At 53.0% G+C, this 21733-nt stretch carries 20 protein-coding genes, 1 tRNA gene and 1 pseudogene; 13 read left to right on the top strand and 9 right to left on the bottom strand.

All coding sequences use genetic code 11. The features are described from left to right. The first annotated feature begins 22 nt into the window (after positions 1–22). The 5 genes and pseudogenes from JFC11_RS03120 to JFC11_RS03100 form a co-directional block, all read left to right on the top strand. Positions 23–835, top strand: coding sequence for an ABC transporter ATP-binding protein (locus JFC11_RS03120; protein WP_269769424.1), 813 nt, complete (start codon positions 23–25; stop codon positions 833–835). Between the two features lie 12 nt (positions 836–847). Further along, a complete protein-coding gene (locus JFC11_RS03115) occupies positions 848–1555 on the top strand; it encodes an ABC transporter permease (RefSeq protein ID WP_198348691.1) in 708 nt (235 codons plus the stop codon). Then, a complete protein-coding gene (locus JFC11_RS03110; RefSeq protein ID WP_198348690.1) occupies positions 1552–2334 on the top strand; it encodes an ABC transporter permease in 783 nt (260 codons plus the stop codon). The genes JFC11_RS03115 and JFC11_RS03110 overlap by 4 nt, the downstream gene beginning before the upstream one ends. 12 nt (positions 2335–2346) lie before the next feature. Then, the gene (locus tag JFC11_RS03105; protein ID WP_198348689.1) at positions 2347–3117 is read left to right on the top strand and encodes a transporter substrate-binding domain-containing protein; all 771 of its coding nucleotides are present in this window, start codon (positions 2347–2349) and stop codon (positions 3115–3117) included. Between the two features lie 458 nt (positions 3118–3575). Then, positions 3576–4033, top strand: a pseudogene (locus JFC11_RS03100) (sodium ion-translocating decarboxylase subunit beta); the annotation flags it as partial. Between the two features lie 350 nt (positions 4034–4383). Here JFC11_RS03100 and JFC11_RS19170 read toward each other — a convergent pair. From JFC11_RS19170 to JFC11_RS03085, 4 genes are all read right to left on the bottom strand, one after another. Next, positions 4384–4512 carry a BPSL0761 family protein gene (locus JFC11_RS19170; protein ID WP_422822555.1) on the bottom strand — a complete coding sequence of 43 codons (129 nt, stop codon included), beginning with the start codon at positions 4510–4512 and terminating at the stop codon, positions 4384–4386. Positions 4513–4592: 80 nt separating this feature from the next. Next, positions 4593–5549: a TraI domain-containing protein gene (locus JFC11_RS03095; protein ID WP_172118555.1), complete on the bottom strand. Its 957-nt coding sequence runs from the start codon at positions 5547–5549 to the stop codon at positions 4593–4595. Continuing rightward, positions 5536–6756, bottom strand: coding sequence for a site-specific integrase (locus tag JFC11_RS03090; RefSeq protein ID WP_198348688.1), 1221 nt, complete (start codon positions 6754–6756; stop codon positions 5536–5538). Before JFC11_RS03090 ends, JFC11_RS03095 begins: the two co-directional genes overlap by 14 nt. Next, positions 6749–6988 (bottom strand): hypothetical protein, encoded by a 240-nt coding sequence (locus JFC11_RS03085; RefSeq protein ID WP_172118553.1) that lies wholly within the window; start codon positions 6986–6988, stop codon positions 6749–6751. The genes JFC11_RS03090 and JFC11_RS03085 overlap by 8 nt, the downstream gene beginning before the upstream one ends. Positions 6989–7113: 125 nt before the next feature. Here JFC11_RS03085 and JFC11_RS03080 point away from each other — a divergent pair, with 125 nt between their 5' ends. Beyond that, positions 7114–7356, top strand: coding sequence for a helix-turn-helix domain-containing protein (locus tag JFC11_RS03080; RefSeq protein WP_172118552.1), 243 nt, complete (start codon positions 7114–7116; stop codon positions 7354–7356). A 190-nt stretch (positions 7357–7546) separates the two neighbouring features. On the opposite strand, the gene JFC11_RS03075 is transcribed toward JFC11_RS03080, so the two are convergent. Then, positions 7547–7623: transfer RNA gene (locus JFC11_RS03075), tRNA-Met, on the bottom strand. 276 nt (positions 7624–7899) lie between these two features. Here JFC11_RS03075 and phbB point away from each other — a divergent pair. After that, positions 7900–8646 carry an acetoacetyl-CoA reductase gene (gene phbB, locus JFC11_RS03070; protein WP_120385833.1) on the top strand — a complete coding sequence of 249 codons (747 nt, stop codon included), beginning with the start codon at positions 7900–7902 and terminating at the stop codon, positions 8644–8646. A 120-nt stretch (positions 8647–8766) separates the two neighbouring features. On the opposite strand, the gene JFC11_RS03065 is transcribed toward phbB, so the two are convergent. Then, complete coding sequence (locus tag JFC11_RS03065; RefSeq protein ID WP_198348687.1) at positions 8767–11574, bottom strand: DUF349 domain-containing protein; 2808 nt, start codon at positions 11572–11574, stop codon at positions 8767–8769. 183 nt (positions 11575–11757) lie between these two features. Between JFC11_RS03065 and minC the strand changes: the two genes are divergently transcribed. The 4 genes from minC (at position 11758) to sbcB (ending at position 15388) form a co-directional block, all read left to right on the top strand. Then, positions 11758–12507: a septum site-determining protein MinC gene (gene minC / locus JFC11_RS03060; protein WP_038480943.1), complete on the top strand. Its 750-nt coding sequence runs from the start codon at positions 11758–11760 to the stop codon at positions 12505–12507. 157 nt (positions 12508–12664) lie between these two features. Then, positions 12665–13483: a septum site-determining protein MinD gene (gene minD / locus JFC11_RS03055; protein ID WP_009724070.1), complete on the top strand. Its 819-nt coding sequence runs from the start codon at positions 12665–12667 to the stop codon at positions 13481–13483. Beyond that, positions 13480–13731 carry a cell division topological specificity factor MinE gene (gene minE / locus JFC11_RS03050; protein WP_038480946.1) on the top strand — a complete coding sequence of 84 codons (252 nt, stop codon included), beginning with the start codon at positions 13480–13482 and terminating at the stop codon, positions 13729–13731. Before minD ends, minE begins: the two co-directional genes overlap by 4 nt. A 163-nt stretch (positions 13732–13894) precedes the next feature. Beyond that, a complete protein-coding gene (sbcB, locus tag JFC11_RS03045) occupies positions 13895–15388 on the top strand; it encodes an exodeoxyribonuclease I (RefSeq protein ID WP_095602807.1) in 1494 nt (497 codons plus the stop codon). Between the two features lie 38 nt (positions 15389–15426). Here the strand turns inward: sbcB and JFC11_RS03040 are convergent, their stop codons facing one another. Beyond that, a complete protein-coding gene (locus JFC11_RS03040; RefSeq protein WP_198348686.1) occupies positions 15427–18273 on the bottom strand; it encodes an insulinase family protein in 2847 nt (948 codons plus the stop codon). Positions 18274–18281: 8 nt separating this feature from the next. After that, positions 18282–18959 carry an SOS response-associated peptidase gene (locus JFC11_RS03035; protein WP_198348685.1) on the bottom strand — a complete coding sequence of 226 codons (678 nt, stop codon included), beginning with the start codon at positions 18957–18959 and terminating at the stop codon, positions 18282–18284. 188 nt (positions 18960–19147) lie between these two features. On the opposite strand from JFC11_RS03035, the gene JFC11_RS03030 reads away from it, so the two are divergent. Continuing rightward, the gene (locus JFC11_RS03030; RefSeq protein ID WP_038480958.1) at positions 19148–19762 is read left to right on the top strand and encodes a TetR/AcrR family transcriptional regulator; all 615 of its coding nucleotides are present in this window, start codon (positions 19148–19150) and stop codon (positions 19760–19762) included. Positions 19763–19776: 14 nt separating this feature from the next. Continuing rightward, entirely contained in the window at positions 19777–20421 is a 645-nt protein-coding gene (locus JFC11_RS03025; protein WP_232482760.1) for a 1-acyl-sn-glycerol-3-phosphate acyltransferase, read from the top strand. Between the two features lie 20 nt (positions 20422–20441). On the opposite strand, the gene JFC11_RS03020 is transcribed toward JFC11_RS03025, so the two are convergent. Then, positions 20442–21719, bottom strand: coding sequence for an HlyC/CorC family transporter (locus tag JFC11_RS03020; protein WP_038480964.1), 1278 nt, complete (start codon positions 21717–21719; stop codon positions 20442–20444). Positions 21720–21733: the final 14 nt, after the last annotated feature.

Raw genomic sequence — 21733 nt, 5'->3', positions numbered from 1 at the left:
CACGGTGATCCTCATGACAACAATGACAACTTTACAACCGAGCGAGTCGCGCCCCTCCCCAGTGAGTTCTGAGCCTGCCGAGGTACTGCTCAGGGTCGAAGGTATCAAGAAGCGCTTCGGTGACACCCATGTGCTCAAAGGAATTTCCCTAACGGCTCGTCGCGGCGACGTGATCACTCTGATCGGCTCGTCCGGCTCCGGTAAGAGCACCTTCCTGCGCTGCCTCAACCTGCTCGAGCAGCCCGATGGCGGCGAGCTCGAGATCCATGGCCAGCCGGTCCACTTCACAACAACCCGCCACGGCCGGGTGCCCCAGGACGAGAAGAGGGTGCAGTGGATGCGCTCGCGAGTCGCCATGGTGTTCCAGAACTTCAATCTGTGGTCCCACATGACGCTGTTGGAGAACATCATCGAGGCGCCGATACATGTGCAGGGCTACTCGCGGGCTGAAGCCATCAACGAGGCCCGCTGCCTGCTAGCCAAGGTCGGCCTGGAGGAGCGCGCTGACCACTATCCCTCGCAGCTCTCCGGCGGCCAGCAGCAGCGCGGAGCCATTGCTCGGGCACTGGCCATGAACCCCGACGTGATGTTGTTCGACGAGCCCACCTCGGCCCTCGACCCCGAGCTGGTTGGTGACGTGCTGGCGGTGATGCGTCGGCTTGCCGAGGAGGGGCGCACCATGGTGCTAGTGACCCACGAGATGGACTTCGCCCGGGATGTCTCGACCCGGATTATGTACCTGAACCAAGGCGAGGTGGAAGAAGAGGGTCCCCCGCAGCAGGTGCTGGACACTCCGCGTTCCAACCGCCTGCGCCAGTTCCTGTCGACCCGCTGAAGGAGACCTCCCATGCTGAATCTTCATGGCTACGGCATGCGCCTAATCGAAGGTGCTCTTGTGACCGTCGAATTAGCCGCGCTTTCGCTGATCATCGCCGTGCTGCTCGGACTTGTCACCGCTAGCGCCAAGCTGTCGAAGCGTCGCCTGCCTCATCTGCTGGCGACGCTCTACACCACGCTGATCCGAGGCGTTCCAGACTTGGTGCTGATGATGCTATTCTTCTTCGGCGGCCAGGTGCTGATGAATGACGTCTCCGACTGGCTCTATGCACGCTTTGGGCTCGACCTGTTTATCAATATCGACGCCTTCATCGCCGGCGTGCTGACCATTGGCCTGATCTTCGGTGCCTACATGGGCGAGACCTTCCGCGGCGCTATCCAGGCCGTCGACAAGGGCCAAGTCGAGGCGGCAACTGCCTGCGGCATGAGTCGGGCGCTGATATTCCGGCGCATCCGCTTCCCGCTAATGATGCGCCACGCCCTCCCTGGTCTCTCGAACAACTGGCTGGTGCTGCTCAAGACCACCGCGCTGGTCTCGGTGATCGGTCTGTCGGACATGGTTCGCGTCGCTACCCAAGCCTCCAAAACTACCCTCGAGCCCTTCACCTTTATGCTGTTCGTAGCTGTCATCTATCTGCTGTTGACCAGCCTTTCGGAGTGGGTGATCAAGCGCCTGACCCGGAAATACAACGCCGGTTTTACAAGGGGTAGGTCATGATCGATACGCTACTGGAGCCGCTTACTGCCTGGTTGGCCGAGCGCGCGATTTTCACCCCCGATACGCTTGCCGTCTACTGGCAGGGCATCGAGACGACTCTCTCTCTGGTCTCACTGTCGCTGCTGATGGGTTTCGTGATCTCGTTGCCGCTCTCCCTGGCCCGTGGTTCCCACTATGGCTGGCTCAGGCGTCCTGTGCAGGCCTTCACCTACGTGTTTCGCGGCACTCCGCTACTGGTTCAGCTCTACTTGATCTACTACGGCGTTGTGTTCATTGACGACGTCCAGGAAAGCTGGCTCTGGCCGCTGGTCAAGGAGCCGTTCCTGCCGGCGTTGTTGGCTTTCACTCTCAACACCGTGGCCTACACTACCGAGATTTTCCATGGCGCCATCGTCAACACTCCTCGTGGCGAACTCGAGGCGGCTAAGGCCTGTGGCATGAGTCGGTCACTGATATATAGGCGCATCGTCTTCCCCAGCGCCTTCCGTCGGGCGCTGCCCGCTTATGGCAACGAAGTGATACTAACCCTCCACGCCAGCGCAATCGCCAGCACAGTGACGCTGATGGATATCACTGGGGCGGCCCAGTTCGTTTACTCACGCTTCTATGCTCCCTTTGAGGCGTTCATCTTTGCCGCCCTGATCTACTTGGTCATCACCCTGACCCTGCTCTACGTACTCCGTCGTCTGGAGGCTCGCTTCAATCCGCAGCTCAGAGGCGTCCGCAAGCAACGCCGTAAGATCATGGCATTCGGCAATGCCATTCCGCAGAAACCATAGGAGATCCACAACATGAACAAGACTTTCTCTTCTCTGACCGCCGCCGCCCTTATCGGCCTCTCCGCGACTGCCAGCGCCGAGGATCCGCTACGCATCGGCGTCGACGTGCCCACCGCGCCCATGGAGTACCGCCTGCCCAGTGGCGAGTTGACCGGATTCGATATTGACCTGGGCAACGCTCTGTGTGAGCGTATCTCCCGTGAGTGCGAGTGGGTGGTGCAGGAGTGGAGCGGTATCATCCCGGGCCTTCTGTCCCGTAAATACGACGCCATCATGTCCTCTATGACCATCAACGATGCGCGCCGCGAGACAGTGTTGTTCTCCGCCTCCTACATCAAGCCCTATTCCGCCTGGTTCGGGGCCGCAAATCTCGACGTAGAGAAAATCAATCCAGAGACGCTGGCCGGCAAGGCCATTGGTGTGCAACGCGGGACCCTGCAGGACAGCTACGTGACCGACACCTTCAGCGACGTGGCCGAGGTCAGCCGCTACTCGACCACGTCCGACATGATCATGGACATGAAAACGGGCCGCGTTGAACTCATCTTCCTGGATCATCCGGCCGGCGTGGCTACCCTGCTCGACGGTAGCGAGGGATATCGAGTGGTAGGTGAGCTGGTCAACGAACCTGAAGAGTACTTCGGTGAGGGTTTCGGGATTGCCTTCCGTCAGCGCGATGGGGGGCTCGCCGAGCAGTTTAATGCCGCACTGTCGGAACTGAGGGCGGATGGTACTTACGACGAGATTTATCAGAAGTACTTCCCAAGTGAATCAGACTTCTGAATCACGCTCTCGCCGCTGCTCTTCTCATGACGTTCCACTGCATAAAAAGGGTGCATCAGAAGACCGGACGAAAACTCCATCTACATTCCTTTAGACTGATGAGTAAAATGCCCCGGACATTGTCTGGGGCATTTTAATTACTCACCCGTTTCAAATAATAAAGAATCCCATAGAGTGCTGAGGGAAGTTTTGCCACTGAACCGCCCCGGAAAGCCTAAGGCTTGTAGTTAGCGTCTAGCTTTTGGCGTCCTAGGGAGCGCTTTAGCCGCGCGCCGAAATAGCGGGTACTACACAACTCCAATCCGTATTGGTGGCATCAATTAGTAATTGAATTTGCTTGGGGTAAGGTAAGTGGTTGATGCCTTTAAACCGTTCATTTGGCCGTTAGTATACTGCTGAAACTGCTGAAACTGCTGAAACTGCTGAAACTGCTGAAACTGCTGAAACTGCTGAAACTGCTGAAACTGCTGAAACTGCTGAAACTGCTGCTGGGCATGTTCTGCTTTAGTAACCTGTGGCGTGGTAGAGCGCCTATCTGATACAGCACAAAATGATCTGATCAATATCGTGGCGATTATCTTGGGACTATCGGTTGGCTCCAAGCTGATGGCAGAGAGCTTTCTGGCATTTGCAACGCGGGGTATCTTGGATCTAGGTATTGTGGAGTTTATTATTGGCGCGGACGCAGGCTTATTGATGGCTAAACTAATGAATCATAGCCAGCAAAATGCCGATTAATCCGCTGATTGGCGCCGAGGATGTTTCTGCAGTGCCGATGGCCGCGCGAGTGGCTAATAAGGCTGGCTTAGAGCCGAACCTGCATAACTTCCTACTGATGCATATTATGGGCCTAAATGTGGCAGGTGCTATCGGTTCTGCTGTTGCGAGTGGTATAGTAATTAAATATTTATGTTAATGCATCTTGTTGATAATGGAACGGCTGCGCCTAGGTGTGGCAGTTTCAGATGAAGATTGCCTATATAGCTATAACTTATTGAATTAAAATAGATTTTGTATTTTGCGTTAGATAGGTTGCCGTCGATTGTAAGGCGCTAGAATTGAAGAGGATGCGTTTTATTGAATGGCGAATTAACTAACAACACCGCCAAGCTAGCGTTTGGCGGTGTCATATGTCGTGCGGGTGGCTAGAGTGGCTGCAGTGCAGGGAGTTCCAGGCCGTCAAAAGAGATTCTGACCAATCCGACCGAAGCCTTTGTTAGATTGACTGCGAAAAGCTCGTTGTTGAATTCTCCCGATTTAGTAGCGCTACACTTTAATGTTCTTAAATAGCTGCTTTGCTTGTCTGCGGATAGTTTCTGAAAGGCCATTGTTATGGCTTAGCTCGATCAAGAATACTCGGGTCTGGATAACCGAACGCGTGCGTTCACTTGGCATGGTCATAAAATTTTCTTCTTGCTTTGATAGAACCGCCACACTAAAAGCTGAGGGTTCAGTTCGAAAAATAGAAGACTGCATCAATGAGATACTGCGGCAGGTAGTTGAGGCTGCCAAAAAATATTTTGTCCAATCCGGCTAAAGCCCCACTGGCTTTTGCTACGAAACGCACGTTGTTGGTTATCTGTCATGGCGCTTTGCCCATCTGCATCACGAATGTAACGAGCAAGTGTCATGGCGGCTGGCTGGCCGTAGCGTGCACCCGGGGAGGCACATGTCCAGATATGGCGCAAGGTCATCGCAATATCAGGCTCATGCTGGTCTAAGTAGGCAAGACCGTATGCACACGCTTCAAGTGTAAACGCATCGTGGCTACAGAGCTTCCACGCTGCGTTAGGCTTGCCTTTCGAGTCGTAGGTATACGTCTTACCAATATCGTGTAGCAATCCTGCCACAAAACACGTTTCCTGCATTAAGCGTGACATGGAAGGCTCATTTAAGCGCAGCATCGCCACGGCATTGTTAGCAACGTCCAGTGAGTGTGCTAGCAACCCACCTGCATAGGCGTGGTGGTAGGTCACGCTGGCGGGTGCATTCAGAAACGCCTCGATACGGTCCTTACGTTCCAATACTCGTGTTAAAAAACTGCGTAAGTGCTCCGATTGCAGAGACTGTACGGTCTTCACTAATTGATCGAACACCGCTGGTGCGGGGGCGTACACACGTGGTAGCGATTGTAGCGTATCCAGTGAGTGGACTTCCTCACGGGTCGCCTTGCGAAACTCATCAAGAAGGAATTGGCCTGATAAGCACTTTACTCCTGATGCAGTAACAAAATCCAAATGGCCAATGCGCTCAGGAACGTGTGTCTTTGCTAAATTCAGCATTGCGATACGATCACCTTCGCAGTCGCTTAGCCGAAGCTTTAGAAAAGGCGTTTTTGCATTGTCGAACTCTACCACGCGCCCCGTAAGGCGATAAGTGCCCGTAAAAGTGCGAGACAGGTGTGCTGTAGCTTGTTGATTAGGCAGTTTCATGGCGGTGCTCCTTCTCGGGCTTGGTGGACGTTGCATTGCCTAATAAACGCTCGAAAGCAGAGCCGTCCATACGCGTGGCATTAGGCACATAGCGCGAATAGACCTTAAACAGCATCTCGGTTGAACTGTGGCCTAACATGCGCGCTACCCACTCTGGATTCTCACCCGAGGCTAGAAACAGCGTCGCGGCAGTATGGCGTGTTTGATACGGGCGGCGTTTGGTCATACCCAGTGACCGTAGTAGGGGATACCACACGCGTTTCGTCACGTTGTTGTGATCAAGCGGCTGTCCCAGTTGATTGCAGAACACGTACTGGCTCATATGCCCAGTCGCGGCGTACTGCGTTTTTAAGGCGTCATATACCTGTCCAAACATGGGGATTTCACGCTGGGAGCCATCGGTCTTGGTGTATTCCGTTTCGCCATTTATCAACGTCTCGCGCACCAAGATTTCTCGTTTAGCGAAATCGACATTTTTCCACTTCAATCCATCTATCTCACCGGTACGCATACCGGTAAAAAAGCGCACCGTATAGTAGTTGCGATAGTCGGGACGCACGTTATCGATGATGCGGTGGACTTCATGGAGCGAGAAGGGCTCGATGTGCGTCTTCTGTAGCTTTAAGGGTTTGATATTTTTGTAGGGCGTCTCGAAATCGAATCGCTCGGCAGCTTCATCCAGCACCATGCGAAGAATGGTCATATGGCTGTTGATGGTCTTTGGCGATACGAGCCCCGTGGTGCCACGCCCTTTGCGCTTGGCCAGCTTGGCGCGAAACCCCATGATGTCGGCCTTGATGATATCACCAATGGGCTTTTTACCGAATGCGGGCTTCAGCGAGCTATCCAAGATCGAGCGCACATTGCGCATGTGGGAAGCACGCCATTGAACTTTACTCTCTTCAAGCCACTGCTCAGCAAAGTCGTTGAAGAGTGGTGTGTCTAAAACCTCAGCATATTGAGACTCTTTTGCAGGCGAGGGCTGATGGGCTTTCAGTTTTTGTAAATTGCTGCTGTTGGGAAAAAACTCTGCATAATTGAATTCCCCTAGCAGCATTTTTGCTTCCATGCGCTGTAAAAGCTGTTCCAGCTGTTTACGATTTTTTGCATTATCGTCTAGCAGGGTCTGTTCACGAAATCGCTGGCCGTCGTAGCGGAAGTCGATAAAAAGCTTTTTACTTTCTTGGCGAACGCGAACCTTACCCATGGCAGATACCCCCGTTAGCCATCGGTATGGCGACTCGTTGTTGACGAGGTGTCGCTTGCAGCATTTCTTCTTGGATAGCCTCCCAGATATACAGAATTTTCCGACGCCCAAAGGGACGGATGTAATGGGTGCCTTCAATGAGCACGCTGTCTTTGAGTTGCTGGCGGATAGTGCGCGCATCGTATTTGATACGTGAGGCGAGTTCTTCCGTTGTCAGAAAAGTGCAGTCCATGAGATTATCTCCTCATGTGGTGATCATTTGATAATATTTTTAATCGCTCAATTGTAAATATATACAATCAAATGATTATTTCAAGCACTTTTTGATAATTTTTATGATCAATAATAGAGAAGACGATGATTCGGTATCACTTAAAAGAGTTGATTGCAGAGAAGGAATTTGCCGAGCGGCGCAGAATTACGATCGGGGAGATAGCGAAAGAAACGGGCATCAACCGGATGACGTTATCGAAAATTATCAATCACCCAGGCCACAGCACAGTGACAGATAATCTAGATAGGCTTTGCTACTACTTTGATTGTGAGATCGAACAGCTAGTGACTCACATCAAGGAGTCCAGTCCAGAACCTGCGCCTTAACTCGGTAGTAAAGAAAAAGAAGGAGATGCTAAATAAAGTTCGGTGCCTGAAGGTCGCCGCCTTTTTCACCTACCGATAGGCATTTTTAAAAATAGGCACGGTGTGGGCACAATTTGGGCACAGAGCTTTTTGGAATGACAGGCAACAAAAAAGGCAGATCATTAAGTAACTGATCTGCCTTTCAAAATATTGGTAGCGGGGACCGGATTTGAACCGATGACCTTCGGGTTATGAGCCCGACGAGCTACCAGACTGCTCCACCCCGCATCAACGTGTGGCGTATTCTACGCATTTTTAGCGCGAAGTCAACCCCCTGCATAAAACGCTTATATTGTTAGGCACGACCTTCATCGTGCTGCAACATTGGAAGAGTAAAGCTATGCTTCCAATAGGGATAACAAAAAGCTTACTGTCAGTATGTCGTCCAACTAACAATACGACGTGCTGTGAATACTGAAGCGCTACGGCGCTTATTAAGAATGGCTTGCGACATCACCATAATGCTTAGCGTCCAAGCCGTTTGTCATATCAGGGAGGTAGTCAATGACCAATCAAGCCCCCGTCGCCTGGGTAACAGGTGGAACTGGTGGAATCGGAACGTCAATTTGCCACTCATTGGCGGATGCGGGTTATTTGGTAGTCGCGGGATATCACAATCCTGAGAAAGCCAAAACCTGGCTGGAAACCCAGCAAACCGCTGGTTACAACAACATCGCGTTATCGGGTGTTGATCTTTCCGACCACAATGCCTGCCTAGAAGGTGCTCGCGAAATCCAAGAAAAATATGGGCCTATCAGCGTGTTAGTTAACTGCGCTGGCATTACTCGCGATGGCACCATGAAGAAGATGTCCTATGAGCAGTGGTATCAAGTGATCGATACCAACCTTAATAGCGTCTTCAACACGTGCCGCAGCGTTATTGAAATGATGCTGGAGCAGGGCTACGGTCGCATCATCAATATTTCTTCTATCAATGGCCGTAAAGGTCAATTCGGGCAAGTGAACTATGCGGCTGCCAAAGCAGGTATGCATGGGTTGACCATGTCGCTGGCACAAGAAACGGCAACCAAAGGCATTACGGTGAATACCGTGTCGCCTGGCTACATTGCCACCGATATGATCATGAAAATTCCCGAGCAGGTGCGTGAAGCCATTCGTGAAACCATTCCAGTGAAGCGTTACGGTACACCAGAGGAGATCGGTCGCTTGGTAACGTTCTTAGCAGATAAAGAGTCAGGCTTTATTACTGGCGCCAATATTGATATTAACGGCGGTCAGTTTATGGGCTAATCGCCCAACGCGATAAGCAGATTTATTCAATCACGGAAAAGCGTAAACGGGAGGCTATTCGCCTCCCGTTGCTAGTGTTGGGGGGGAGAAGTACTTGTGTAACGTACTTATATAAAGGGCTTAAGGGTGAGGCACTCGCGCTAGGCGACTAAAAAGATTGTCAAACTCTTCTGCTTCCTTGCGCCACAATTGGTTAGGCATGGGGCCAAGCGCCATAAGTGCTGCTAATATGCCGATAATCTCATCTGGTCGGCTACGTTCGTTATTGATCCCTTCATTTAGCCGTTCTACTTGAATCGCCAGGCGGAGAGGTTCATCACGCTGCTTGACGCTACCTAACGCTAGCAAAGACAAATGCACTCTCAGGCGAGCCAGTCCATCTTCTAGTTCAGCAAGTTTTTCGGCTGAGAGGGGAGTGGAAGTGGTGAGCCGCGCATGATTGCGCTGCTGGTGAGCCTTCATAAAAATAGCAGGCAGCCCGTCACTCAATACCTCTTTCGCATCAACTGCTTGTGGCTCTTCGCCGGCTAGTGCTTGTTGGTCTGCGGCGATATGCGCATTTACCAGCGGTAAGGCGCTGTGCCATTGCTGCACTGTATGAGCAATTTCCAGGCGGCTTAAGCGCTCACGTTTAGCCCTTACAATGCCGCTAAGGCGTTTCTGCATGCCGTCACTTCGTCGATTACGTGGCAACGGCTCAAGCTGGCTAATGCTTTCTAGATAAGACGCAAGGGCGGCAGATTCTTCGGCTTGCGTCGGCTGCCAGCTATCCATTTCGTCAATTAATGTTTGCAACTGATCGAGCTTCTGTTGTTGGCGAGCTGCCTGTTCATGCTTGTGGGCGTCACGCTGAGCAAAGAGCTGATCGCAGGTATGACGAAAGGCTTTCCATAGGGCTTGCTCTTCGCCTTTTGGAGCACGACCCAGCGCGCGCCACTGCTGCTGTAGCTGCTTTGTGCTCGCTATGCGGGCGGCTAAGGGTGATTCGTGGTCATCCTGTAAGCTTTTCGCTTGTTCGATAAGCATGCGCTTTTGACTAGCGATCTGCTCTGCTCGCTGGTCAATAAGCGCCTGGAGGCGATGACGGATAGCTCCAAAACGACGGCCAACGGTTTCTGATTGGTCTCGAGGAACCGGAGAGTAGTGACGCCACTGGTGGCGGGCTTTGTCACGGATCTCGCGCAATACATCGGGGTCGGCATCCTCTGCTGGCTGATCAAGCAACGTTTCAAGTTGTTCGCAGAGTGCTTCACGGCCTTTTAGGTTGGCATCACGCTCTTGATTAAGCTGTTCTCGCCAGGGAGTCAAACGCTCGTGAATGCGATCAGAGGCCGCGCGAAAGCGTGCCGACTGTTCGCGATTAGCAGCGGCATCGCCGAGCGATTTCCACTCTTTTACCAACTGGCGATGATGGCGATCAAGAGCAACGTCTGCCATGTGTTGATCGTCAGCCAGCGCTTCGATGCTAGCGCAGAGTTGCTCGCGTTTAGGGCCGGCCACAAAACCGCGCCAATCACGTAGTTCTGCTAACCGTGCGCCTAGCTGTTTCACGCGTGCTTTTAGCGGCTTGGCGTCTTCCCCTGTCAGTTCGTCGATGGAGGGCTTGAGGCGTTGATAGAGGCGGCTGGCACTTTTAAAGGCACCACGCTCTAACAAGTGTTCAAAGTTATCCACGTCGGCACTAAGCGCGTTAAGTGACGCGGTAGGAGTGGGTTTGGTAGAAACGTCAGCATCTTTTAACGCTTGTGCATGCTTGAGTAGCTCTGGAGGCGTTATGTGTTTAGGCCAAGCGCACTGCTTAACGTACTTGGCAATGGCCACGTTATCTTGGTTGGCAATGGCTGTTTCTATATCTGTGCTGATGGCTTGCCAGCGCTGCCATGCTTCCATGCATACTTCATAGCGTTTCAGTGCTTGGCTATAGCGTTGTTGAACGCTCTCGCCAGGCGGGTGTTGATCTGACAGGGATTGCCAACGCTGGCCGAGTAGTTGGCGTTGAGCCCGTAGGCTATCGATATCCTGAACTGTTAGCTGCTCTGCATGTGCCAGGCCCTCTAACGTTTCTTCAATGCCTTCAAGCAGTTGATCGCGAGTTCGTTCAATCTCTTCGCGATGAGCAATGCTCTGCTGACGCGCTTGTTCTTGCGTTTCATGATGATGCAGTGTTTTTCGGCAGCTAAGCGCTGCCTGATGAAAACGCTGCTCTTGCGTCACGCTGGGCGGGTGGGAAAGGCTTTGCCACTCACGCTCCAAATGACGGAAGCGACCACCATACAGCGGCTCCCAGGGAGCCCTGGCGTGCTGTTCTAACTGTTTAAGCAGATGCTCACGCTGGGCTTGTTGATCCGCTAGCCACTCAGCATCATTGCGCAGTTGGGTGAGCTTTTCTCGCGCCAGACGAATGACCTGGCGGTCACGACGCGCTTCTTTTAATAGCTTTTTGAGGCTCTCTTCACTTTCAATTCGTTGAGCCGCTTGATGGCGCACCGCTGCCACGCCGTTATGGCAGGCTTGGTGGACGAAGTCGCTTTCAACGGTTAATTGCTCTAACGCAGCGAGCCGCAGATTAAGGTTGTCTCCCTGAAGTGCAATGGCGTTGAGCAACCGAGGCTCCGATAGCTCTGCCACAATAGCCTGCCGTTTTTGCAGGTCGGTGTGGCCCTGTGAGCCACATAAGCGCTGGCAAGCCGCGTTAAACCAAGCTTCGTCTTGACGATGCTCTGGAAGCGCATTGACAAGCTCCGCTAAGTCATCAAGGGCCAGTAGAGCAGCAAGCTGGATGTTACTCTCTTTATCCTGTGCTAATTGCTTTAGCGCTTGTTGCTGTTCTGGTTGTTGAGGGTCAAGCTGGTCGAGTGCCTTGAGACGCACCTCGGGATCAGGGTGCTGCCACCGAGGAGCGAACAGGCGTCTTAACAGTCCGTGCATGGATCATCCTGCAGAGAGGTGCGTAGCGTGAAAAAAAATCAACTACCGATGACAGATAGTTGCAGTCATCGGCGCTGTCGCTTAGCTTTGCTGTAGGCGCTGTGATGATTAATACTTCTTCACAACACCCAGCGCGAGATTGCGCTACCTTTATCTTACCTGAACATGACATGGAGTTCGGCCATGAGCCTCAACGCCAATAGTGCCGACATTGCCTTCACCTTTAAAGGTGGCATGCTGCCAATGACCGTCATGGAATTGAGCAGTGCTGACCCGGAACATATACGAAGTCAGCTAGCTGGCAAGTTGTCGCAATCCCCCGCGTTCTTTCAGCATACACCGGTTGTGCTGAGCGTGGAAAAACTCGATGAACCTCACTTGGCGCTTGAGCGCATTTGCGCGGTATGTCGCGATCATAAATTACTGCCGGTCGCCGTACGTGGCGGAGCTGAGCCAGTACGTCAATCTGCCTGGGCATTAGGGCTAGGCTGGTTTGCCCCTGTTGAAGAAGGGCGGTCTAGGCTATTAGAGAGCGTTGATACTACTGCTACCCCTGATGACGCCATAGATGAGGTGGAAGCTGCCGACCAGGAAGTGGTTGCGGTAGCAACACGCTTATTTCGCGGTACGGTGCGCTCTGGCCAGCAGGTAAGCGCATCAGAAGGCGATCTAGTGGTGATTGGGGCAGTAAATGCGGGCGCTGAAGTCCTGGCGGCTGGTAGTATCCACGTCTACGGAGCGCTTCGCGGACGTGCCTTGGCGGGTATTCATGGCAATACCCAGGCGGGTATTTACTGTCGAGAATTGGAAGCAGAGCTTCTTTCTGTGGCAGGCAATTACAAACGGTTAGAAGATATTGATTCACAGTTGCTTGGCCGTGCTGCAGAGGTGCATTTCGCTAAAGAGCAGCTGGAAATTAAGCCGCTGGGTTAATTCAAACGCATGAGCGTGTGTTGGTGCTTAATGCCTAGCGACGTCGCAAGCGCTATACGTTACAGTATGTCATGTTGTTGACATTGATGTTCCCGTTATGCGCAGTGCGATCCTTTAAACGCGCTCGCGATGAACGACTTCAAGAAGGAAGTAACTCTTGGCCAAAATTATTGTAGTGACCTCCGGTAAAGGGGGGGTTGGTAAGACCACCAGCGCTGCCGCTATTTCAACAGGACTTGCCCTGCGCGGTAAAAAAACAGTCGTCATTGATTTCGATGTTGGTCTACGTAACCTCGACCTAATCATGGGCTGTGAGCGCCGCGTTGTTTATGACTTGGTAAACGTTATCCAAGGGGAAGCAGGGCTTAACCAAGCGCTGATTCGCGATAAACGCGTTGAAAACTTGTTTATTCTTCCAGCCTCTCAAACGCGTGATAAAGATGCACTGACGCAGGAAGGCGTAGAGCGAATCCTTGAGCAGCTCAAACAAGATTTTGATTTTATCTTGTGTGACTCCCCCGCAGGTATTGAGAGGGGGGCTCAACTCGCTATGTACTTCGCTGACGAGGCGATTGTTGTCACGAATCCTGAAGTTTCCTCAGTGCGTGACTCTGATCGCATTTTGGGATTGCTTGGTTCCAAGACGCGGCGCGCTGAACAAAGCTTAGACCCTGTTAAAGAGCATCTGCTGATTACGCGCTATAACCCTTCTCGCGTAACGTCTGGGGACATGCTGACCCTTGATGATATTCGTGAAATCTTGTCTATCGATCTGCTTGGCTTAATCCCTGAATCCGAAGCGGTATTACGTGCATCGAACCAGGGTGTTCCCGTTACTCACGATGCGGCGAGCGATGCAGGTCAGGCGTATTCAGATACTGTATCGCGCCTATTAGGTGAAGATATGCCTCTGCGCTTTCATGAAGTACAGCGTAAGGGATTGTTGAACCGTATGTTCGGGGGTGGTCGGCGATGAAATTGCTGGAGTTCTTGAAGCGTGAGCGCAAGAAATCCGCCTCGGTGGCTAAGGAGCGTTTGCAAATTATCGTGGCGCATCAGCGCGGCCAGCGCGGTCAGCCAGATTATATGCCGCTGCTCGAGCGCGAGCTGTTGGAAGTCATTCGTCGTTATGTACAGGTCGATGATGATGCCATTCAAATTTCACTTGATAGCGAAGACAATTGCTCAGTGTTGGAGCTCAACGTTACGCTACCGAAAGGTTGACGTTTGCATATGGAAGCAGCATAGCCAGTCGTTAAGCATGGCTATTCGCTAAGAGGGGCGGCGAGAGGCGTTGCGGTTATGCTAGGCTTGGGCTTTTGTACCCGCTTCGGCAAGTGGTTCGTTGGCTTGTAGGCGGGAAGCTATGCTCAAGGAGATTTCATCAATGGCGCCACCTAATGCTGCCCCTGCCAGTTTTCTCTGGCATGACTATGAGACATTTGGTGCTGATCCGCGTCGCGATCGGCCCGCTCAGTTTGCCGCATTACGCACTGACGCCGAGCTTAATGAAATCGGTGAGCCGATAGAGCTCTACTGCAAACCTGCTGATGACTACCTGCCTCACCCTGCTGCTTGCCTCATTACCGGTATTACACCGCAAAAAGCGCAGCGGAAAGGCTTGCCTGAGGGGGAGTTTGCCCGCCAGGTCCAAGGCTTTATGAGTGAGCCAGGCACTTGCGTGGTGGGCTATAACAGCCTTCGCTTTGATGATGAAATCTCCCGCCACTTGTTTTATCGCAACCTGCTTGACCCTTATTCCCGCGAATGGCAAAACGGCAATTCCCGTTGGGACTTGATTGATGTGGTGCGCGCGTTTTACGCCTTGCGCCCCGACGGCATTGAGTGGCCGCAGCGGGAAGATGGTGCGCCTAGCTTCAAACTTGAGCACTTAACGGCGGCCAATGGCATTGCCCATGAAGGTGCTCATGATGCGGTGGCTGATGTACGTGCCACCATTGCGCTGGCGCGTCTGCTAAAAGCCCGAAACCCAAAATTATTCGACTATTTACTGGGCATGCGTGGCAAGCGTGCAGTGGCCAAGCAGTTAGACTTGCCTAGCGCTAAACCGCTTTTGCATATTTCCCGTCGTTACCCTGCCAGCCGTGGCTGTAGTGCATTAGTCATGCCACTGGCCGAGCATCCGACGAATCCTAATGGCGTTATTGTTTACGATTTAAGCGTCGATCCTAGTGATTTGCTGACCATGAGTGCCGAGCAAATCAGAGAACGTGTGTTCGTAAGCCAGCAGGACCTTTCCGAGGGGGAAGTGCGTATACCGCTGAAAGTGATCCACATTAATCGCTGCCCAGTCATCTTTCCAGCGACGGTGTTAAAAGATGTGGATGGCCCCCATAAAGGTGAATACGGCACGATCATTGAACGGTTAACGATTGATATTGATGCCTGTCGCGGCCATTGGAAAACGTTGCGAGAGGCTAGCGGTGTGGCGCAAAAAGTAGCTGAGGTATTTAACGCAGCCTACGAAGATGTGCCTCAAGACCCTGACTTAATGCTCTATTCCGGCAGCTTTTTCTCTGCGGCTGATCGCCAGCAAATGGAGCGAGCATTGGCAATGGATCCCTGGGATTTAGTCGGCCAGCGCTTTGCCTTTCAAGATCCTCGCCTGGAGGAAATGTTGTTTCGCTACCGTGCGCGTAGTTATCCAGACACGCTGGAGGGCGAAGAGCGCGAGCAGTGGGATGCGTTTCGCTGGATGCGTATCAATGATCCGGCCTTGTCGGGCTTTACGCTGAAAGCCTTTGCGCGAGAGATAGAGCGTTATAACCAGCAGATCCTATCGGATCGCGAGCGCCAAGTGCTGGAAGAGTTGGTGATGTACGTTGAGTCGATGATGCCAGCTCAGGCGTTTGATGCCTGAGCTGGTGAGTCTAGCTAATTCGTTTCGCAAATTAGCACTTAGCGTGCGTCGGTAAACGGCACGCGTGCTTCTCGGTAGGGGGCGATATCACTTGGTGAGTCGCCAGGGTTGTAGCGAATGTCTAACTGGTGTGATTGAAGCGTCGGCCACAGTGCCTGCAGTTCTTGTACGCTAACATCCAACGCTAGTGTGGCGAGTTGTTCACGGCGATCAAAGTGCACGTCCTCCAGTGCTGTGGCTTGCCAGTAGCGGTTTGCCATGCCCTGTAGGCTCGTGTCTCGCTGGGTCAAGCGAGAATGAACGGCTTGACGATGCGGCGCTAACTCCTCCTCGGTTAACGTATTCAGGCGCTCGCCCGCTGCCGCCATAAAGGCGTCCATGCGCTCGGCGATCATGCTGCTCTCAACATCCGGCGACTGAACCACCAAGGCAATCCCCGGCGCTTCTAGCAGCGGGGAGTAACCTGCATTAACGATGTAGCCAAGCTGCTCCTCGGTACGTAGTTGCTGATAAAAGGGCGTATCCAACCATTGCGCCAATACGCTGAGGCGCGCCTGCTCTTCAGTGGATTTGTCGCGACCCTGTAAATAACGCAACACAAGCGACTCTTCGCGGGTACTGTGCGGGTGAAGCACCTCAGGCTGATTGCTCACCTGTAGCGCTTCAAGCTCGGGGATATCCTCACGAGTGAGACGCGGTGATAACGCTCCGCGTATTACACTGGCCTGCTCACGAGCCAGCTCTTTATCCAAATTGCCAACGGCCATTGCATCGATGTAAAGCGCGTCTAAAAACCGTTTGCGGAAGTTTTCTAAGTGGTGACGCTCTAACCGCTGGCTGGCGTCAAATAACTCAGCCGTTGACCATTGGGGTGTCAGAAGCGCTTCGCCCAGTGCACGGCTTGCCTGGCCATAAAGCGATGCTTGGGGGGCGTTGCGCCACTCGCGCTGGAGTTGATAGCGCACACGTTCAAAGGCGCTGGGGGAAATGTCGGCGCGCTTAAGCTGTTCAATCGCCTGCTCTATCAGTGGCGTTTGTCCATCGCGCCAGCCTGAAAATGATAGCGTCATACCACGCCCGTGAGCATAGGCGCTGAACGATTGGCCAGCCAGCCAGGCCGGATATAACGACTCGTTTAGGCTGTCATTTAGCCATCCCGCTAAGAGGCGCGTGAGTACCGCTTCTTCAGGCGAATAGCTGGCGCTAGGATGCTGGAGGCTTACCCGCCACTCAACGCTTGGCGTATTAAAACGGCTGTCTTGCATGTGCCATGCGGTAAACGAGGGCCCATCAACCAACACCTCGGGGCGCTCATCTTGCCCCGCTTTGAGAGTGAGGTCACTGGCGATAAAAGGGTTGGGTTCAGGTAACGCTAGGCCACCTAGTGCTTGTCCCAGCTGAGTGGGTGGTTGCTCTTTCCACTGGGTGTTAAACCAGGGTGAGGCGGTGTCGCTTTCTACGTCTGGTGCGGAGTAGAAGCGCAGCATGTTATCTGGGGTTAGTGCGTCGAGATACAGTTGCTGACGCTCGCTATCCATACCATCCATCCGGTAAGGCGCATACTGCACATCATCCACCGGATAACGAGAAAGGCTCATGGCTAAGCGGGTAGCTTCCTGCTGCGGTGCGCCATGTTGCTGAAAACGGAACGCCTGTTCATTCAGGTTTTTTTGTTCCTCGTAGCGCCACTCAGCTAACCCTTCCTCGCGCATTTGCTCAATGGCAGCAAATAGAGTGGCCTCAATATCGTCCAGCCGCTCTGCTCCGGCTGGCGTTAAGCTAATCGAGATGGTAAACAGCGCCTCATTGCCGTCTCCTCGGCCTACGCCGGCTGAAAGTGCATCCGCAAGACCCGCTTTGCGTAGCGCTGCCAGCAAGCTGCCGTCGCCTTCATCGCCAATTAGGTGAGAGATCAGTTGGGTCGGCTTCGTACGGTATTCATCGGTGGGATCGGGAATCGGAAAGTAGAAACGTAGTTGACGGCGATCCTGTAATGACTGGCGCTCAATGTAGCGGGGCAGCGTGTCTGGATCGATCAGTGGCGCGCCTATGGTCGGAACGCTTAGGCCATTATCTGGAAGGGGGGCAAAGCGTTCTACTACCAGTGCTTCAAGGGTATCAAGCGGCTGGGGGGCAACAATGGCCAAGTTCATGACGTTGGCATCATAGTAGCGATGATAAAAATCAATCACCCGCTCGCGAAGAGTAGCTTCACCCTCGGGTGGGTTAGCGAGGGTGTCACGGCTACCTACTGCAAAGCCCGTCGTGGGGTTGCCTGGATTTAGTAGCTGATTCAATACATCGTTTTCACGGCGGGATTCATCACGAATGCGTGCCATGTACTCAGAGTGAACAATATTCCGTTCGCTTTCTAAATGATCGGCGTTAAATAGCGGTGAAAGGAAGAATTCGCTAAAGCGGTCCAGCGCGCCTGGCAAGGCCGAAGGCTCAATATCAAAAAAATAGTTGGTGTCTTGTTGGGCGGTAAAGGCGTTGTGGGAGCCCGCATTATCAGAAATGTAGCGCTGATAGGCATCAGACTGAGGGTACGGTTCGGTACCTAAAAACAGCATATGCTCTAAAAAGTGGGCTAGCCCCTGCAGGTCGTCAGGGTCTTGAGCACTGCCTACACGAACATTCATTGAGGCGGCGGCTTTATCGGCCTCTGGGTCGCTAACAAGCAGCGCCTGAAGACCGTTTTCCAGCGTCAGTACGCGGTAATCGCGCTCGTCAAATGGGCTGACGATAGGCGTGATGGCGTCCTTTACAGGGGTGTCTTGAGCGAAGGCGAAAAAAGGAGTGCACCAAGCGACGCCAATCACGACGCCGATGACGGCCTGCCGTGCAGCGTAACGGTTAGGCAGAGGTTCATTAGATCGTAACATTACGGTTCCTATGGCACAGCCCAGCGCAGCATCGGCCCCACCGGGTGGGCGCAGGACGATGACTGATAGGCAGGATTGTTAACATGTTTTGATACCGGAAAAGCGCCCAACAGTTCCAATGGCGCAGGTATTAATAGCGCATTGAGTGCTTCAAGGTCGGTCGTCGGGTCCAGCCAGCGCGTTAACGCTTTTGGAGGGATGACAACAGGTAATCGGTCAGTCAGTGAAGAAAGGCAGGCGTTGGCAGGTACGCTGATCAGCGCCGTCGAGTCAGTAAATGCGGTGAGCGTTGTGTGGTAACGGCACCATAAAGCACCCAGTAACAGTGGCCCTCGGTTAACGTGGGTAACGAGATAGGGTTGCTTGCTGTGTGCTTGTATCTTCCAGATGTAAAACCCACTGACTGGAATGACACAGCGGCGAGCACTAAACGCCTCGTTAAACATGGCGCGCTGATTAAGCGTTTCTGCTCTAGCGCAATGGGGCGCGTGATCGAGTACCTTCAGCCAAGGAGGCGTTAGTCCCCAAAATAATGGCTGAAGCCGCAAGCGTCCCTGTTCAAGGCGTATTGCCGATACAGGCTGTCTGGGCGCTAAGTTAGGCGATTCGATAAGTGGTTCAGAATCAGTCAGCGAGGGCACAAGGCGTGATAGCGTGAGGCGCTGCACGTGAAGGCGTCCCGTCATGCCTGTCTCCTTATGCGAAATGGGGGGTAGTGAGCGTGCAAAATGGCGGGGTAGCGCAACAATAGGTTAAATGTCGTGTTTTAGTGTCGAAAACAGTGTTCGATGTAAGGTATCCTAGCGTATCCCTTGCTCACGCTAAAGCGCGATGAGGCATTCTTCCTGTTTGCCGTTGACCTTAAGAGATCGCCATGGCCCGTCCTAGACAGCATGCGCCCGATGCCCTCCACGCGCAGGTCATGCACGCTTGTGATGAGTGGTTGGCTAAGCAGCCAGTCCATGGTTTGTCACTGCGTGCCCTGGCCAGAGAAGTGGGCTGCGCGCCAAGTACGCTGCTTAAATTATATGGCAGCTTTAATAACTTATTGCAGCACGTCAACGTTGAAACGTTGGCACGCTTACAGCATACCATTACTAGCCTGGCAGAAGATGATCCTGAGCCATGGCTGCGCTCGCTAGCGCTCGCTTATTGGCGCTTCGCTGAGCAAGGCTGCTACCGCTGGCAGCTGCTATTTGATTATCCACTGGCCCAAGAAGGCGAGCTGGATCAGCGCCAGAGTGACCTTATTGAAGCGCTGTTCACTCAGGTGGAAACGTCGTTGAAACGGTATCAGCCAGCATTGGATGATCTTGAAGCGCGACGCCTTGGGCGCACTCTCTGGGGGAGCGTACACGGCTTGGTGCAGCTTGGATTAAACGAGCGCTTAGGCTATTGGCAAGGTCAGCAGTTGAAGGTGGATGAGCTGCTGGATCAGCTAATGAGCACGGTGCTGGCTGGCCTGCGCCACCGGGAGGCGGCGACGTGACGTGGTGGTTGAAAATGGTGCGTTGCGCGTTGCGTCGCGTCATTTATGTCGTTATGCGAGTGTGTTATCGGTTCTCTGTGCATGGCCAAGAGAACGTACCTAAGCGCGGCGCTGCCCTGGTAGTCTGTAACCACGTCAGCTTTATGGATGCGTTGGTGTTAGGCGGCGGTAGCCCCAGGCCGCTGCGGTTTGTGATGGATCAGCCCATCTTTGAATCTCGCTGGCTAAAGTGGTGGTTCCAGCTTGTGGGCGCGATTCCGATTGAATCAGAGCGGCATAGCCCTGGTGCATTGCGTCGAACGCTGGATGAGGTGAGCCACGCGCTTCGCGAAGGTGATGTCGTAATGGTGTTTCCTGAAGGGCGTATCACCCCAGATGGCGATATCCACGCCTTTAGGCGCGGGCTCGAAACCATTCTTGCCCGCGATAATGTGCCCGTCATTCCGGCTGGCTTGGCAGGGCTGTGGGGGTCTTGGACATCACACTACGGTGGCAAGGCACTTAAAAAATGGCCGTCACGTTTTCGTGCGCCGGTCAGTTTACACTTCGGGCCGCCGGTATTGGTTCATGAGGTAGAGGATATTGCCTTGCGTCGCTATTTGGAGGCCCGCGTGAGGGCGCTGAAGGCGGCGGGTGATAGCGAAATCACCCGCCGTTAGGTTGGTTAGACGGTCAGTCGCTACGTTCGGCGTGCAAGGCGCAACTTTTGCCAGCAGCGTGCTGAAGTGATCAGGTTGTCACGGATTTCTAAAATTTCCATCCGCGTATTACCAATCTGCAAGCAGGCAGGCCCTTCCGGAAACGCCTCAAGGTGCTCAAGGATTAAGCCATTCAGGGTTTTAGGGCCGTCAGTGGGCAATTGCCAGCCAAGCATTTTGTTAATTTCACGAATATTGGCAGTGCCCTCAATGACATGGCTGCCATCATCTTGCTGATGAATTTCATCATCTTCTGAGACGTCGGTGGTGAATTCCCCGACAATCTCCTCAAGAATATCTTCTAAGGTTACCAAGCCTTCCACATCGCCGTACTCATCCACCACAATACCAATACGCCGCTTCTGCTTTTGGAAGTTCAGCAGTTGTGTATGTAACGGTGTGGATTCGGGAATGAAATACGGCTCCCGTGCTTCTTGAACAATCGCTGCTTTGGTGACTTCGCTACGCGATAAAAAGCGCGCTGCATTGCGTAGATGCAGCATACCAATAATATTGTTGATATCGCCTTTATAGACCGGTAGACGGGTATGTTGGCTGGTGCGGATCTGGGTCAGAATATCTTCCAGCGTGTCGTCAAGGTCGATGCCAAGAACTTCGTGTCGCGGCACCATGATGTCGTTAACCGTGACATTCTCAAGATCAAGAATCGACAGCAGCATAGCGCGGTGTCGGTAGGGAATTAGCGTCCCTGCTTCGTGAACTACAGTGCGCAGTTCATCGCGGGTTAAACTGTCGCCGCCGTTCTCAACGCTTTTAACGCCCATTAGGCGTAATAGGCCATTTGAGATGACGTTGACTAGCCATACCAGTGGGTAAAGTAGTTTGAGCAGTGGCTCCAGGCCCAGGGAAGTAGGGTAAGCGATCCGCTCAGGCTTGATGGCTGCGTAGGTTTTCGGTGTTACTTCGGCAAAAATAAGGATGGTAATCGTCAGTAGCGCCGTTGAAATAGCTGGGCCAGAGACGTCACCAAAGAAGTGAATGGCAATGATGGTAGCAATCGAGGCGGCTAAGTTATTGACGAAGTTATTGCCAATTAAAATAACGCCAATCAGTCGATCGGGGCGCGTTAATAAACGCATGACACGCTTTGCGCGGCGATCACCGCTGTTAGCTTGATGGCTTAGTCGATAGCGGTTTATCGACATCATGCCTGTTTCAGAGCTGGAGAAAAAGGCAGACAGCAATATCAAAATGGCTAGCAGGCCGAACAGTAACCCCAGGGGGAAGTCGTCGCTCAAGTCGAAAGTTCCTT

Origin of the sequence: Vreelandella alkaliphila, from assembly GCF_016107625.1 — a bacterium.
Classification (GTDB): domain Bacteria; phylum Pseudomonadota; class Gammaproteobacteria; order Pseudomonadales; family Halomonadaceae; genus Vreelandella; species Vreelandella alkaliphila.
Note: the sequence above shows the minus strand (reverse complement) of the source record. Positions and strands in the feature narration are given on the sequence as shown.